This is a genomic window from Pseudomonas sp. SMV71 (assembly GCF_052042015.1).
Taxonomy (GTDB): domain Bacteria; phylum Pseudomonadota; class Gammaproteobacteria; order Pseudomonadales; family Pseudomonadaceae; genus Aquipseudomonas.
In genome coordinates this window covers 14485-29560 of sequence record NZ_JBKGGU010000010.1, presented here as the reverse complement: position 1 = coordinate 29560, position 15076 = coordinate 14485, and the positions used below count along the sequence as shown (strand labels likewise).

The 15076-nt window shown below is 61.1% G+C and carries 11 protein-coding genes; 4 read left to right on the top strand and 7 right to left on the bottom strand.

Annotated features, from left to right (window positions below; all coding sequences use genetic code 11):
• Positions 1-16 precede the first annotated feature (16 nt).
• Positions 17-2164, bottom strand: coding sequence for a fatty acid oxidation complex subunit alpha FadB (fadB, locus tag ACLEJQ_RS12025; RefSeq protein WP_440795195.1), 2148 nt, complete (start codon positions 2162-2164; stop codon positions 17-19).
• Positions 2165-2671: 507 nt separating this feature from the next.
• Positions 2672-3109, bottom strand: a complete 438-nt coding sequence (locus ACLEJQ_RS12020) for a hypothetical protein (RefSeq protein WP_440795193.1) — start codon at positions 3107-3109, stop codon at positions 2672-2674.
• A 102-nt stretch (positions 3110-3211) separates the two neighbouring features.
• Between ACLEJQ_RS12020 and ACLEJQ_RS12015 the strand changes: the two genes are divergently transcribed.
• Complete coding sequence (locus ACLEJQ_RS12015) at positions 3212-3655, top strand: universal stress protein (RefSeq protein WP_440795191.1); 444 nt, start codon at positions 3212-3214, stop codon at positions 3653-3655.
• A gap of 176 nt (positions 3656-3831) precedes the next feature.
• Here the strand turns inward: ACLEJQ_RS12015 and ACLEJQ_RS12010 are convergent, their stop codons facing one another.
• A complete protein-coding gene (locus ACLEJQ_RS12010) occupies positions 3832-5751 on the bottom strand; it encodes an ATP-binding cassette domain-containing protein (protein ID WP_440795189.1) in 1920 nt (639 codons plus the stop codon).
• Positions 5752-5975: 224 nt separating this feature from the next.
• Between ACLEJQ_RS12010 and ACLEJQ_RS12005 the strand changes: the two genes are divergently transcribed.
• Complete coding sequence (locus ACLEJQ_RS12005) at positions 5976-7904, top strand: transglycosylase SLT domain-containing protein (RefSeq protein ID WP_440795187.1); 1929 nt, start codon at positions 5976-5978, stop codon at positions 7902-7904.
• A 189-nt stretch (positions 7905-8093) separates the two neighbouring features.
• Here the strand turns inward: ACLEJQ_RS12005 and ACLEJQ_RS12000 are convergent, their stop codons facing one another.
• Positions 8094-9866, bottom strand: coding sequence for an ABC transporter transmembrane domain-containing protein (locus tag ACLEJQ_RS12000; RefSeq protein WP_440795185.1), 1773 nt, complete (start codon positions 9864-9866; stop codon positions 8094-8096).
• Between the two features lie 258 nt (positions 9867-10124).
• On the opposite strand from ACLEJQ_RS12000, the gene ACLEJQ_RS11995 reads away from it, so the two are divergent.
• Positions 10125-10304, top strand: coding sequence for a PA1571 family protein (locus ACLEJQ_RS11995; protein ID WP_440795183.1), 180 nt, complete (start codon positions 10125-10127; stop codon positions 10302-10304).
• Positions 10305-10552: 248 nt separating this feature from the next.
• On the opposite strand, the gene pdxB is transcribed toward ACLEJQ_RS11995, so the two are convergent.
• Positions 10553-11695: a 4-phosphoerythronate dehydrogenase PdxB gene (pdxB, locus tag ACLEJQ_RS11990; protein WP_440795181.1), complete on the bottom strand. Its 1143-nt coding sequence runs from the start codon at positions 11693-11695 to the stop codon at positions 10553-10555.
• 303 nt (positions 11696-11998) lie between these two features.
• On the opposite strand from pdxB, the gene ACLEJQ_RS11985 reads away from it, so the two are divergent.
• Entirely contained in the window at positions 11999-13426 is a 1428-nt protein-coding gene (locus tag ACLEJQ_RS11985) for an MATE family efflux transporter (protein WP_440795179.1), read from the top strand.
• On the opposite strand, the gene tusA is transcribed toward ACLEJQ_RS11985, so the two are convergent.
• Together tusA and rlmM are read right to left on the bottom strand one after the other, a co-directional pair.
• The gene (gene tusA / locus ACLEJQ_RS11980; RefSeq protein WP_440795178.1) at positions 13399-13650 is read right to left on the bottom strand and encodes a sulfurtransferase TusA; all 252 of its coding nucleotides are present in this window, start codon (positions 13648-13650) and stop codon (positions 13399-13401) included. The two genes, ACLEJQ_RS11985 and tusA, sit on opposite strands and share 28 nt — an antisense overlap.
• Positions 13651-13837: 187 nt before the next feature.
• Positions 13838-14911, bottom strand: a complete 1074-nt coding sequence (gene rlmM / locus ACLEJQ_RS11975; protein WP_440795176.1) for a 23S rRNA (cytidine(2498)-2'-O)-methyltransferase RlmM — start codon at positions 14909-14911, stop codon at positions 13838-13840.
• Between the last annotated feature and the right edge of the window lie 165 nt (positions 14912-15076).

Sequence of the window (15076 nt, the reverse complement as noted above, 5' to 3'; positions counted from 1 at the left end):
TCTAGTCGTTGGGCGCTTAACCGAAGAAGCTCTGGCCGTTCTTGGCCATCTCACGCAGCTTCGCGGTGGGGTGGTACAACGCGCCCAGATCAGCGTACTGGTCAGCCAGGGCAACGAACTCGGCCACACCGATCGAGTCGATGTAGCGCAGCGCACCGCCACGGAATGGAGGGAAACCGATACCGTAGACAAGCCCCATGTCGGCTTCGGCGGCGGTTTCGACAATGCCATCTTCCAGGCAACGTACGGTTTCGAGGCACAGCGGGATCATCATCCAGTTGATGATGTCCTCGTCGGTGACTTCGCGCTGCTCGTAGACGATCGGCTTGAGCACTTCCAGCACCGATGGATCGGCCACTTTCTTCTGCTTGCCGCGCTTGTCGGTCTCGTAGGCATAGAAGCCCTTGCCATTCTTCTGGCCCAGGCGCTTGGCTTCGTAAAGCACATCGACAGCCGAACGACGGTCGTCCTTCATGCGGTCGGGGAAACCTTCAGCCATTACGTCACGGCCATGGTGCCCGGTGTCGATACCGACCACGTCCATCAGGTACGCGGGACCCATCGGCCAGCCGAACTTTTCCATGATCTTGTCGATACGCACGAAGTCCACGCCCGCGCTGACCAACTTGGCGAAACCGCCGAAGTACGGGAACAGCACGCGATTGACCAGGAAGCCCGGGCAATCGTTGACGACGATCGGGTTCTTGCCCATTTTCTTGGCGTAAGCCACGGTGGTGGCAATGGCCTCTTCGCTGGACTTCTCGCCACGAATCACTTCGACCAGCGGCATCATGTGCACCGGGTTGAAGAAGTGCATGCCAACGAAGTTTTCCGGATGTTTGAGGGCCTGGGCCAGCAGCGAAATGGAAATGGTCGAGGTATTGGAGGCGAGGATGGTGCCTTCTTTGACCTGGCCTTCAACTTCAGCCAACACCGCCTGCTTGACCTTCGGATTCTCGACGACCGCTTCGACCACCAGGTCGACGTGGCCGAAATCGCCGTAGGACAGGGTCGGACGAATGCCGTTGAGCACCTCTGCCATTTTCGCAGCGGTCATACGCCCCTTGTCGACGCGACCGACCAGCAACTTGGCGGCTTCGGCCAAACCTTGCTCGATCCCGTGTTCGTTGATGTCTTTCATCAGGATCGGCGTGCCTTTGGACGCCGACTGGTAGGCGATACCGCCGCCCATGATGCCGGCGCCGAGTACGGCAGCCTGCTTCACGTCACGGGCGATTTCGTCGTAGGCCTTGGCCTTTTTCTTCAGTTCCTGATCATTGAGGAACAGACCGATCAGGCTTTGTGCAGCCGAGGTCTTGGCCAATTTGACGAAGCCGGCGGCTTCGACTTCCAGGGCCTTGTCGCGACCGAAGTTCGCGGCTTTCTGGATGGTCTTGATCGCTTCGACCGGCGCCGGGTAGTTCGGGCCGGCTTGACCGGCAACGAAACCCTTGGCGGTTTCGAAGGCCATCATTTGCTCAATGGCGTTGAGCTTGAGCTTTTCCAGCTTCGGCTGGCGCTTGGCCTTGTAGTCGAACTCACCGCTGATGGCGCGCTTGACGGTTTCAAGGGCCGCGGCCTGGAGTTTGCCAGGTTCGACCACGGCATCCACGGCGCCGACTTTCAGCGCGTCTTCTGCGCGGTTTTCCTTACCGGCGGCAATCCACTCGATGGCGTTATCGACACCGATCAGGCGTGGCAGGCGCACGGTGCCGCCGAAGCCCGGATAGATGCCCAGCTTGACTTCCGGCAGGCCGATCTTGGCCGAAGTGGACATGACGCGGTAATCCGCTGCCAGACACATTTCCAGGCCACCGCCCAGGGCGATGCCGTTGATGGCTGCAACGGTCGGTACGTTGAGGTCTTCGAAATCGCTGAAAATACGGTTGGCTTCGAGGTTGCCAGCGATCAGTTCGGCATCGGGCAGTTTGAAATTGTCGACGAACTCAGTGATGTCGGCGCCGACGATGAACACGTCCTTGCCGCTGCTGACGATCACACCCTTGATCGAAGCATCTGCCTTGATAGTGTCCACGGCCTGACGCAGTTCGTTCAGGGTAAGACGGTTGAACTTGTTGACGGACTCACCCTTGAGATCGAACTTCAGTTCGACGATGCCACTTTCAAGAGCCTTAACCGTGATGGCTTTACCTTCGTAAATCATCAACTGATCTCCACGATATGGAAGCTGAACAGTACACGTTGGACGCTGGCCGCTGGTTCGGGCATGACGTTTACCGTCGATGCTACGCCAATTCGCCAGGCACACCCGTCAACGCGATAGTCGGGTTTCTGTAGGAACGCTCTGAAAATACAAACGCTCAATTCATACGCCCGTTTGATTTGGGTACACCACCTTCACGGAATTTCCGACAATTGTCAATCACGCTAAACAGAGCGAGTGAACGCGACTTCACAGTCATTTCCGTACTGTGCGGACCTGTTATACAGGGCCTGATGGAACGCTATTCATAGAGTCAATAATTAGAAAATTCGCCCTAATCCAAGGCACGACGGATTCAACCGGCTAAGCTGGGGTTACGTGCTTGGATGAAGAGCAGTGACGTTACGAATGAACGCCTGGATTTGAGAAAGGTTACCGGCCTGCCTGGCCAACCCGCCCGACGCTTGTGTCGGGCTTTTTTTGCCCGCAGCGGGGCAAGCGCAGGCTTCAGGCCAATGCTTTGAGCACGGCGGCGATATCCTGTAATACGCTGGCCTCACCTTTTTCCCCCCAGTACAGGGCGATCATCTGCTGGTCGGCCTCGACTTTATAGACGTTGGCCGGCAACTTCTCGAAATGAATGAGCAGAGATTCATCCAGGCAGATTTCCCGCCATTGGTTGGCCCACACCCCGGGCGCGGTTTGCCAGTAACTCCAGCTCGCCGACTGCCCGCTCCGTCGGGGCCTATAGTACTGAGCGCACGGGGTCGGCGGCTGCTGTCCAAGCCAGTGTGGCCATTCCTGAGGGGCCAGTTGCATGGCCAGGCCGAGGCGCCGTGCTTCCATGCGCAAGGCCATGCGACCGCTCTGTACACGGGACGGGCGCAACCATGCCAGGGGGCTCAACACCACCAACAGGATTGACAGCACAATCCAGACCGTCATATTCGTACTCCCAAATTCCGATGAGCCCATTGACCCAAGTCGCCATCAACGGGCTTGAAACCAGCCATACTTACCGTATCGCCATTCTCTGGAGTGCTTTTCATGTACTACGAACACATCCTGGTCGCCGTCGACCTCACTGAAGAATGCGATCCCGTCGTCAAGCGCGCGCTCGCCCTTTGCGAAGGACGGGACGGCACCAAACTGTCCCTGGTACACATCGTCGAACCGATGGCCATGGCCTTCGGCGGTGATGTGCCTATGGATCTTTCCCAGTTGCAACAGCAGCAGTTCGATCAAGCCAAGGAGCGCCTGGATCGGCTGATCACCAAGTATCCGGCCCTGAAAAAGGAAAACAGTCACCTGACCTACGGGCAACCGCGCCAGGAGATTCATCACCTGGCCAAGGAACAGGGCTGCGACATGATCGTCGTCGGCAGCCACGGCCGTCACGGCCTGGCGTTGCTGTTGGGCTCGACCGCCAACGATGTGCTGCACGGCGCGCCTTGCGACGTGCTGGCGGTGCATCTGGTCAAGCGCGCATAACCTTTGTGGAGCTGTTCACTTAAGGAACCCACTGATCCTGTGGCGAGGGAGCTTGCTCCCGCTGGGCTGCGAAGCGGCCCCAAAAGGCTGTGAGTGCTTCTCACTGGAGCGCCAGCCCGGTCAAGCGGGAGCAAGCTCCCTCGCCACAGTACAGCCTCTGCACTCCCCTCGCGGGATCAAGCGTCCAGCTCAGCCCAGCGCTCCACCAGCGCATCCAACTCGCCCTGTAATTGCTCCAGGTGCGCGATAACCTTGGCGGTTTCGGCAGCAGGTCGCTGATAGAAGCCGGCATCGGCCATCTCGGCCTCCACGGCTGCGATCTGCGCTTCCTTGGCCTCGATATCACCCGGCAACGCTTCCAGTTCGCGCTGCAGCTTGTAGCTGAGCTTTTTCTTCGCTGGGGCCGGAGCAGCCGCGACGGCAACCGGCGCGGGCTCGGCCTTGACCACGGCCGAGTTCAGGTCGGCCTTGCCGGATTTGCTCTCGGTCACGCCCAGCAGACGCGGCGAGCCGCCCTGGCGCAGCCAGTCCTGATAACCACCGACGTACTCACGCACCTTGCCTTCGCCTTCGAATACCAGGGTGCTGGTGACCACGTTATCGAGGAATGCCCGGTCGTGGCTGACCATTAACACGGTGCCGTTGAAGGTCAACAGCACTTCTTCCAGCAGTTCGAGGGTTTCCACGTCCAGGTCGTTGGTCGGTTCGTCCAATACCAGCAGGTTCGCCGGCTTGCTGAACAACTTCGCCAGTAACAGGCGGGCGCGCTCGCCACCCGACAGCGCCTTGACGGGCGTGCGGGCCCGCTGGGGACTGAACAGAAAATCGCCGAGGTAGCTCAACACGTGACGGCTCTGGCCATCGATTTCAATGAAGTCGCGGCCCTCGGCCACGTTGTCGATCACGGTCTTTTCCAAGTCCAGCTGGTGGCGCAACTGGTCGAAGTAGGCGACGTCGATCTTCGTGCCCTCTTCCACCTTGCCGCTGGTCGGCACCAGGCCACCGAGCATCAGTTTGAGCAACGTGGTCTTGCCGGTACCATTGGCGCCCAGCAGGCCGATGCGATCGCCTCGCTGCAGGACCATGGAAAAGTCCTTGATGAGAAACGGGCCGTCCGGATGGGCGAAACTGACGTTCTCCAGGACCATCACCTGCTTGCCGGATTTCTCAGCGGTTTCCAACTGGATATTGGCTTTGCCCGTGCGCTCGCGACGCTCGCTGCGCTCGACGCGCAAGGCCTTGAGGGCTCGCACGCGCCCTTCGTTACGGGTGCGGCGGGCCTTGATGCCCTGGCGGATCCAGACTTCTTCCTGGGCCAGGCGCTTGTCGAACAGGGCATTGGCGGTTTCCTCCGCCGCCAGCACCGCTTCCTTGTGCACCAGGAAGCTGGCGTAGTCGCCGTTCCAGTCGATCAGGCCGCCGCGATCCAGTTCGAGAATGCGCGTCGCCAGGTTTTGCAGGAAAGAACGGTCGTGGGTGATGAACAGCACCGCACCCTGGAAGTCCCGGAGGGCTTCTTCAAGCCAGGCGATGGCACCGATATCCAAGTGGTTGGTCGGTTCGTCGAGCAACAGCAGGTCCGGCTCGGACACCAGGGCCTGGGCCAGCAGGACGCGACGACGCCAGCCGCCGGACAACTCGGCGAGGGTTTTGTCGGCCGGCAATTGCAGGCGGCTGAGGGTACTGTCGACCAGTTGCTGCAGACGCCAGCCGTCTCGGCTTTCGAGATCGTGCTGCACGTGCATGAGCTTTTCCAGGTCGGCATCGGTGACGATGTTCTGGCTCAGGTGGTGATATTCGGCCAACAACGCGCCAACGCCATCCAGGCCTTCGGCTACCACGTCAAACACCGTCCGCTCGTCGGCGACCGGCAGTTCCTGGGGCAATTCGCCGATTTTCAAGCCTGGCGCACGCCAGACCGAACCGTCGTCGGGCTTCTGATCGCCCTTGACCAGCTTCATCATGCTGGACTTACCAGTGCCGTTGCGGCCGATGATGCACACCCGCTCACCACGGGCGATCTGCCAGGACACCTTGTCCAACAACGGCATTGCGCCGAAAGCAAGGGACACATCGCTGAATTTGAGCAGGGTCATGAGCTTCTCCAAAAACCGGGCGCGCATTCTACCCGAGATGAGACCTCAAGGGTCCGCCAATTTCTTCGCCCAACCGCTCTTTACATGTTTTGCATACCAAATGTTGCGAACTTGTGCCGACGGCCCTGCAAAGCTTTCGCCGGTTGCTGGCAAAAGGCTAAGCTACTGACAGTTACCCTGGGGTCACCCTTGGGCTTGTCCTGTTTTCTCTGCCCGGATGTCTCATGCGCAGTCGCCTTTTTAGTGTCTTGTCTTGTTTTTTTGTGTGTGCCACTGCCGTTCAAACCGCCCAGGCGGTGGATATTTCCACTCAACGCCAGTACTACGACGAGGCCAAGCGAGCCTTGGCCAAGGGCGACACCGGCCCCTATTTCCGTTATAGCCAGGCCCTGCGCGATTATCCGCTGGAGCCGTATCTGGCCTACGACGAACTGACTGCTCGGCTCAAGAGCGCCAGCAATGCCGAGATCGAGAAATTTCTCGCCGAGCACGGTGACCTGCCCCAGGCCAACTGGATGAAGTTGCGCTGGTTGCGCTGGCTGGCCGAACGCGGCGATTGGGAGACATTCGTCAAGTATTACGACCCCAAGCTCAACTTTACCGAACTGGATTGCCTCAATGCCCAGTACCAGCTCAACCACGGCCTGAAAGCCGAGGGTTACGCCAACACTGAAAAACTCTGGCTGACCGGTAAATCCCAGCCCCAGGCGTGCGACGTGCTGTTCGGTCTCTGGGCCGCCCAAGGCCAACTCACTGAACAGAAACGCTGGGAACGGGCCAAACTGGCGGCCCAGGCGCGCAACTATCCGTTGGCCAACAGCCTGGTCGGCAGCCTGACGACACTTGCCCCGAGGGGCAGATTATTGGTGGACGTCGCACAGAAACCGGAGCTGCTCAACCAGCCATCGCGCTTCAGCCCGGCCGATGAGCCGATGTCTGATATCGTCAGTCTCGGTCTGCGTCGCCTGGCCCGCCAGGACCCGGAAAAGGCCATGGCGCTGCTGGATGGTTACGCCAGCACCATGCACTTTTCCCGGGATGAAAAAGTCGCCATCGCCCGGGAAATCGGCCTGACCCTGGCCAAGCGCTTCGACAGCCGCGCATTGGAGGTGATGACCCGATATGACCCGGAACTGCGGGACGACACCGTTTCGGAATGGCGCCTGCGCCTGCTGTTGCGCCTGGCCCGTTGGGATGATGCCTACCAGTTGACCCGACGCCTGCCCGAATCACTCGCCAGCACCAACCGCTGGCGGTACTGGCAGGCCCGCACGCTGGAACTGGCACAACCGCAGAACCCGGAAGCACTGACCCTCTACAAACAGCTGGCGCGTGAGCGGGATTTCTACGGCTTCCTGGCCGCCGACCGCTCCCAGTCACCGTACTCGCTGGTCAACAAGCCGCTGCCAATGAGCCAGGCACTGATCAACAAAGTACGCAACACCCCGGGCGTACGTCGGGCACTGGAATTTCATGCCCGCGGCGAGATCGTCGACGGGCGTCGCGAGTGGTATCACGTCAGCCGTCATTTCAACCGCGATGAAATGGTCGCCCAGGCGAAGCTGGCCTACGACCTGAGATGGTATTTCCCGGCGATCCGCACCATCAGCCAGGCCAAGTACTGGGACGACCTGGATATCCGCTTCCCGATGGCCCACCGCGATACGCTCGTGCGCGAGGCGAAGGTACGCGGTCTGCATTCGAGCTGGGTGTTCGCAATCACCCGCCAGGAAAGCGCCTTCATGGATGACGCCCGCTCCGCCGTCGGCGCCGCCGGCCTGATGCAATTGATGCCCGGCACCGCCAAGGAAACCGCACGCAAATTCAGCATCCCATTGGCCTCCCCCCAGCAGGTGCTGGACCCGGACAAGAACATCCAGCTTGGCGCGGCCTACTTGAGCCAGGTCCACAGTCAGTTCAACGGTAACCGAGTCCTGGCCTCTGCCGCCTACAACGCCGGCCCCGGCCGCGTGCGTCAATGGCTGCGCGGTGCCGACCACTTGAGCTTCGACGTCTGGGTCGAAAGCATTCCGTTCGACGAAACCCGTCAGTACGTGCAGAACGTGTTGTCGTACTCGGTCATCTACGGCCAGAAACTCAACTCGCCCCAACCGTTGGTGGACTGGCACGAGCGGTATTTTGATGATCAGTGATAGCGACAAGCGCTGAGCTGCAAGCTGCAAAAAAGCCCGCATCGAGAGATGCGGGCTTTTTTTGAATCGTTCACCGGACTTTGTGGGAGCGAGCCTGCTCGCGATGACGGTGGCACATTCAGCATTGTGTAGGCTGACCCATCGCTAACGCGGGCAGGCTCGCTCCCACAGGTTAGCGACGTGTGATTCTCAGTTGCTGACCGGCTCATGGTCGACATTGAATTGCAACGCCGCCAGCCGCGCATACAGCGCATTACTCGTCACCAGTGCCTGGTGGGTGCCCACGGCGACCACTTTGCCCTGCTCCATCACCGCGATCCGGTCAGCATTCTTTACCGTGGCAAGACGGTGGGCGATCACCAGGGTGGTGCGGTTTTTCATCAGGTTGGGCAAGGCTTGCTGGATCAGGTGTTCGCTTTGCGCGTCCAGGGCGCTGGTGGCTTCATCCAACAGCAGGATCGGCGCGTCCACCAGCAGCGCCCGGGCGATGGCCAGGCGTTGGCGCTGGCCGCCGGACAAGCCGAGGCCGCCGTCGCCCAGGTGAGTCTGGTAGCCGTCGGGCATTTTCTCGATGAAGTCGTGGGCGTAAGCAATCTGCGCGGCCTCGCGCACCTGCTCGGACGTGGCTTGCGGATTGCCATAGCGGATGTTCTCTTCAACGGTGCCGAAGAACAGCGCCGGATTCTGCGAGACCAGCGCGAAATGACGGCGCAAGTCCAGCGGATCGAGTTGGGTCAGCGGTACGCCGTCGAGGAGAATCCGCCCCTGCGTCGGGTCGTAGAAACGCAGCAGCAGGTCATACACCGTCGATTTGCCCGCCCCCGACGGTCCGACAAGGGCCAGGGTTTCTCCGGCGTTGACGGTCAGGTCCAGGCCATCCACTGCATAGCTTTCCGGCCGCGACGGATAGGAAAACCGCAGGCCTTCGAGGCGCAACTCACCCCTGACCCGCTCCGGCAGCCTCACCAGCCCCGAGGCCGGGGGTTGAATGACGTTCTCGGAGCGCAGCAACTCGGCAATGCGCTCTGCCGCACCCGCCGCCCGTTGCAACTCGCCGATCACCTCGCTCAAAGTGCCGAAGGCACTGCCAACGATCAGGCTGTAGAACACGAAAGCTGCCAGCTCACCGCCGGAAATCCGCCCGGCGATCACATCCATGCCGCCGACCCAGAGCATTACGCCCACCGCTCCCAGCACCAGCACAATCACCAGGGTAATCAACCAGGCCCGCTGGGCGATGCGCTTGCGAGCAATGTCAAAAGCCTGCTCCACCGTCACACTGAACCGCTGCTCGTCCTGGACCTGATGATTGTAGGCCTGCACGGTCTTGATCTGGCCAAGGGTTTCAGAGACATAACTGCCGACATCGGCGATGCGGTCCTGGCTCTGGCGCGACAGATTGCGCACCCGACGGCCGAACAGCAGGATCGGCGCCAGTACCAACGGCAAGGCAATCATCACAATGCTGGTGAGCTTGGGGTTGGTGACGAACAGCAGCACGATACCGCCGACCACCATCAGGACGTTACGCAGGAACAACGACAGCGACGAACCGATCACCGATTGCAGCAACGTGGTGTCGGCAGTCAGGCGCGACTGGATTTCCGAACTGCGGTTGTTTTCGTAGAAACCCGGATGCAGGTAGATCAGATGGTTGAACACCTGACGTCGGATATCGGCCACCACCCGCTCACCAATCCACGACACCAGGTAAAAGCGCGCAAAGGTCCCGACTGCCAGCGCCAGCACCAACAACATGAACAGGGCGATGGACTGGTTGAGCAGATGCGGCGAGCGCGTCATGAACCCCTGGTCCACCAGCAAACGGATGCCCTGCCCCATGGACAGGGTGATGCCAGCAGTTACGATCAGCGCAAGCATGGCTGCGAAAACCTGCTTGCGATAAGGGGCGATGAAGCCTATGGCCAGACTTATGGCACGACGGTGGCGGGAAGAAAGCATCAGAAACGTCCGAGAATGAAGCGGGAAAAGTCTGATCCGCCGCACCGAAGCGCAACGGAACCAAGTGAAATCAGAATGAGTCAGGTTAAATATGACCGCAACGACTAGAGGCTAGATGTTATCGGTCTAAAGTCTGGGTGGAAACGCAACTGTGTTTCTGATTGAGTGGGCGTGTCGCCGTTGACCTAACAAGGAGTGTCATGGCTCGGTCACCCGGCGACATTAAAATAGGCACACAACCTGATGAGGAGACAGGCCATGTCCTTGCAACACAGCAGCGACGACAAGATTCAAGTGATCCGCACGCAACCGGACCAGTCCCTGGGCTGCTCGTTCATCGACGCCGAAGGGCGCGAAGTACCGATCACCGAAGACATGATCCAGAAAGCCTGCAGCGAGCTGGAAGAACGACTGGTCAAGCCTGCCGAACAAAAGTGATACAGCCCGTCTCGATTAAACCCGACCTCTGATGTCGGGTTTTTTATGCCTGTAGATATTGCGCAAGCTTGCGGCCAGGCTCTTGTGGCGAGGCTCTTGTGGCGAGGGAGGAACAACCTTCGGCTGGTCGGGAATGCTTCTATGGCGAGGGAGCTTGCTCCCGCTGGACTGCGCAGCAGGCCCAAAAAACCGCGGCTGCTGCGCATCCGAGCGGGAGCAAGCTCCCTCGCCACAAGAGCGTTCCAGCATTAAATTGCGGTGGCGCCCAGTGCGGTCACAATCTGCCGTAAAGCCTCGGACTGTCCCTCGATACGGACTTTCAAGCTGTCGATTTCACGACGGGGCGGATAGTGTTTGCGCAGGGCATCGAACGCGCTGCGCTGCTCGCTGACCGAGCCGACCAGGCTGCGGCGAAAATCCGCGTCGTCGCGACGCGGGTCGTACACGCCCCGGCACAGCGCGGCCAGGGCCCAGGCCGGGTCGGTTTCGGCATCGAGCGTGACACCGTCCAGCCATGGCTTGGGCAGCAGGTCAGCGAGGCGGACTTCAACCGGCCGTCCCAGAAAACCGCACAAGGCTTCATAGATCTGCGCGGTGCCGCGCTGGCGGCCATCAAGGCTATAGCCGGCGATGTGAGGAGTGGCGATCACGCACAGGTCGGCCAGGTCGACGTCCACGGTCGGCTCCTGCTCCCAGACGTCCAACACTGCCTGCAGGTCCTCCCGGGCGAGCAACACCTCGCGTAGCGCTGCGTTATCGATTACCGGACCACGGGCCGCATTGATCAGCCAGGCGCCCGGCTTCAGCCGGTTCAAGCGCGCCTCGTCGAACAGGTGCCAGGTCGGGTGCTCACCGTCACGGGTCAATGGGGTGTGCAGGCTGATCACGTCGCACTGCTCGATGATATGCTCCAGGCTCACGTAATCGCCACCTTCGGCCGCCTGACGCGGTGGGTCACAGACCTGCACCGTCCAGCCAAGCCCTCTGAGCACCTCGATCAACCGCCCGCCGACCTGGCCGGCGCCGACCACGCCGAAGGTCCGCCGGCGCAGCTCAACGCCCTCGATCTCCGCCAGGGTCATCAGGCTGCCCAGCACATAGTCCACCACACCACGGGCGTTGCAGCCCGGCGCGCTGGCCCAGCGGATGCCAGCCTCGGCGAAATAGTCCAGGTCCAGGTGATCGGTGCCGATGGTGCAGGTGCCGACGAAGCGAACCTTGCTCCCCTCCAGCAGCGCCCGGTTGACTTGGCTGACCGAACGTACCAGCAACACATCGGCCTGCTCGACCATCGCCCGATCGATGCCCCGCCCCGGCACCCGGCGGATTTCGCCGAAACCTTGGAAAAACGCGTCAAGCAAGGGGATGTTTTCGTCGGCGACGATCAGCATGGCAAAGCTCCTTTGGCGGGGTAGGCAGTGTAGGCGTTCCGTTCAATCCGTGCATTCTTCAGTGAACGCCGTTGTGGCGAGGGAACTTGCTCCCGCTGGACTGCGTAGCAGCCCCAAAAGCTTGGGACCGCTGCGCGCTCCAGCGGGAGCAAGCTCCCTCGCCACAGGGCGGTGACGTCCTTAAGTGAACGGCATTGGCTCATGCACGGGTTTTACAAATCCACAACACACACTTTTTCCTGACCATTGCGTCAAGGCGTAGAATGCGCCGCCTTGCGCTTATTCTTTCTGGACGCTTTGCCTGTGAACCCTGAACTCGACACGCCAACCACCCTCTCCCGCCCGGCTCGGGTTTGCCTGGAGTTCAAGACGCTGCTGGCCCTTGCCCTGCCGATCATGGTGGCGCAACTGGCGACCACCGCCATGGGCTTTGTCGATGCGGTGATGGCCGGTCGTGTCGGCCCGCGGGACCTGGCGGCGGTGGCGCTGGGTAACTCGATCTGGGTGCCGGTGTTTCTGTTGATGACCGGCACGCTGCTGGCGACCACACCGAAAGTCGCCCAGCGCTTCGGCGCCGGCACGTTCGAGGAAATCGGTCCGCTGGTGCGTCAGGCGCTCTGGCTGGCGCTGGTGGTGGGGTTGATCGCCACGCTGACGCTGTTCAGCGCCGATCCGATCCTGCACCTCATGAAGGTCGATCCGCAATTGATCGGCCCCAGCATGGAGTATCTTCGCGGCATCGGCACCGGCCTGCCGGCGGTGGCCCTGTATCACGTGCTCCGCTGTTTCAGCGATGGCCTGGGCCGTACCCGGCCAGCCATGGTGCTGGGCCTGTGCGGCCTGGGGCTGAACATTCCGCTCAATTACATCTTCATTTACGGGCATCTTGGCGTGCCGGCCATGGGCGGTGTCGGTTGCGGCTGGGCCACCGCCATCGTGATGTGGGTCATGGCATTGGGCATGGCCGGCTGGGCACGCTGGGCACCGGCCTACCGGTCGAGTCGCCTGTTCAGTCGTTTCGACTGGCCGCAATGGGCCGTGATCAAGCGCCTGCTGGGCATCGGCCTGCCAATCGGCATCGCGGTATTTGCCGAGTCGAGTATCTTCGCGGTAATCGCACTGCTGATAGGCAGCCTCGGTGCCACGGTCGTGGCCGGCCACCAGATCGCGCTGAACTTCAGTTCGCTGGTGTTCATGATCCCCTACTCCCTGGGCATGGCCGTGACCGTGCGGGTCGGTCAGGCCTTGGGACGTCGCCAGCCTCGCGAAGCGCGCTTCGCCGCCGGAGTCGGCATGGGCACAGCGCTGGCGTATGCCTGCCTGTCAGCAAGCCTGATGTTCCTGCTGCGCGAGCCCATCGCTGCAATCTACACCGCCGATCCGGTGGTGATCGAAGTGGCGTCGATGCTGATCGTCTATGCAGCGCTGTTTCAATTTTCCGATGCGATCCAAGTGACGGCAGCCGGCGCGTTGCGTGGCTACCAGGACACCCGGGTAACGATGATCCTGACGCTGTTTGCCTATTGGGGCATCGGCCTGCCGGTGGGTTACGCGTTGGGCCTGACCGATTGGCTTGGCACCGCCAGCGGCCCGAGCGGATTGTGGCAAGGCCTGATCGTGGGCTTGAGCTGCGCGGCGCTGATGCTGTCGATCCGCCTGGCACGCAGCGCACGTAAGCAGATCCGCATCAGCCGTCCGGCGGATCAGGCGAGTTTCTTGCGAATCCAGTAGCGGTAGGTCCCGTCCGCCTCGTCCTGGGCCACCAATTCGTGGTCGAGAAACACGCAGAACTTGGGGATGTCGCGGCGGGTCGAGGGGTCCGTGGCAATCACCTTCAACAGGCCGCCAGGGGCCAGGTCGCGAATATGCTGGTGTAGCATCATCACCGGCTCCGGGCAGTTGAGGCCGGTGGCGTCCAGCGTGCCGTCGACCGGCGTGTCGTTCATTTCACTCATGTTCTACTCCTGAAACCGGCCGGTATTGTCGCGCAATGTCGGCGCCCTTAACAGACTCACATCAATTCCTGTGGCGAGGGAGCTTGCTCGCGCTCGGCTGCGTAACAGTCGTCGCTTTTTGGCCAGGGCCTGCTGCGCAGTCCAGCGGGAGCAAGCTCCCTCGCCACAAGAGCGGTGCTGCGGCGCATCAGCGGGACTTGGGCTTCCTTGTATCCAACCGCCGCAGATGGCAGGTCACTTCCTCACGGTCGTGATACAGCTGCTTGCAGCCGATCTCGACCTTGATGCCCCGGGCCTTGAAGCCGTCGGCAATGCGTTCGAGCAGTCGCTTGACCTCGGCGTAACGCTGTTTCATCGGCAGCTTCAGGTTGACTACCGCCTCGCGGCAATGACCTTCGCCGATCCACTCTTCGAGCATGGCCGCGTTGCGCGCCGGTTTCTCGACAATGTCGCAAACCATCCAGTCCACCGGCTGCTTGGGCTTGAAGGTAAAGCCGTCCGCCATCAGGTGCTGCACCAGTCCGGTGTCCATCAGGCTCTCGGCCATCGGACCGTTGTCGATGGCGGTCACCAGCATGCCACGGTTGACCAATTGCCAGGTCCAACCGCCCGGCGCGGCACCGAGATCGACGCCGGTCATGTCGCTGTGCAGGCGCTCGTCCCACTGATCGCGGGGGATGAAATGGTGCCAGGCCTCTTCGAGCTTGAGGGTTGAACGACTCGGCGCCTCCCGCGGGAACTTCAGCCGTGGAATGCCCATGGGCCACATCGCCGAGTTATCGGCATCGGCCAGGCCCAGGAACACTTCGCGTCCACTCTTGAAGGTCAGCAACAGGCGCGGCTTATGCGTATCGTCCACCAGTTTGCCGGCTGCGGTCAGCGCCTTGCGCAACGGGCCTTCGAATTTTTTGCAGAAGTTCGACAGTTCCTTGCCGTCGTTGGTGTCCACCACTTCCAGCCACAGACTTCCACAGGCCGGGAACGCCGCCATATGGCTCAGGATGACGCTGATGCGATCGGTTTCCGGCAAGTCGATAAAAGTGCCTCGCGCCCATTGGCGCGGAAAAATCAACTCAGCGAAACGCAAGCCGCGCATCAACCGCTCGGCGCCGTCGTTCTCCGTGCAGACGAATTCGGCGCAGGCACTGGCCGGCTTGGCCTTGGCATAGCCGGCCACGTTGAGTCGCACCGCGTGGTCGGCGATCTCGGAACAGACCTCGCCTTCGAAGCCCGGCCGGCAGTGCATGAAAAGCGTGTTCATTGAAACTCCGTAGCAAAGCCTGTCACGAAAACCGCCGCATGATAGCGGAGTTCTGAACCCCGAACCCGCCGCTGATGTCCTGTGATTAGTCAGAAGCTCAAAACAGGGCTAGGTTAAAGGCTCTGTCCGTCCCGTCAGTCCGTAGCCGTGCGGACTCAAAGGAGT

Bases quoted from the DNA above. Each gene is read 5' to 3' on its own strand.
- fadB (WP_440795195.1), bottom strand. From the start codon at position 2,164: ATGATTTACGAAGGTAAAGCCATCACGGTTAAGGCTCTTGAAAGTGGC.
- ACLEJQ_RS12020 (WP_440795193.1), bottom strand. From the start codon at position 3,109: ATGACGGTCTGGATTGTGCTGTCAATCCTGTTGGTGGTGTTGAGCCCC.
- ACLEJQ_RS12015 (WP_440795191.1), top strand. From the start codon at position 3,212: ATGTACTACGAACACATCCTGGTCGCCGTCGACCTCACTGAAGAATGC.
- ACLEJQ_RS12010 (WP_440795189.1), bottom strand. From the start codon at position 5,751: ATGACCCTGCTCAAATTCAGCGATGTGTCCCTTGCTTTCGGCGCAATG.
- ACLEJQ_RS12005 (WP_440795187.1), top strand. From the start codon at position 5,976: ATGCGCAGTCGCCTTTTTAGTGTCTTGTCTTGTTTTTTTGTGTGTGCC.
- ACLEJQ_RS12000 (WP_440795185.1), bottom strand. From the start codon at position 9,866: ATGCTTTCTTCCCGCCACCGTCGTGCCATAAGTCTGGCCATAGGCTTC.
- ACLEJQ_RS11995 (WP_440795183.1), top strand. From the start codon at position 10,125: ATGTCCTTGCAACACAGCAGCGACGACAAGATTCAAGTGATCCGCACG.
- pdxB (WP_440795181.1), bottom strand. From the start codon at position 11,695: ATGCTGATCGTCGCCGACGAAAACATCCCCTTGCTTGACGCGTTTTTC.
- tusA (WP_440795178.1), bottom strand. From the start codon at position 13,650: ATGAGTGAAATGAACGACACGCCGGTCGACGGCACGCTGGACGCCACC.
- rlmM (WP_440795176.1), bottom strand. From the start codon at position 14,911: ATGAACACGCTTTTCATGCACTGCCGGCCGGGCTTCGAAGGCGAGGTC.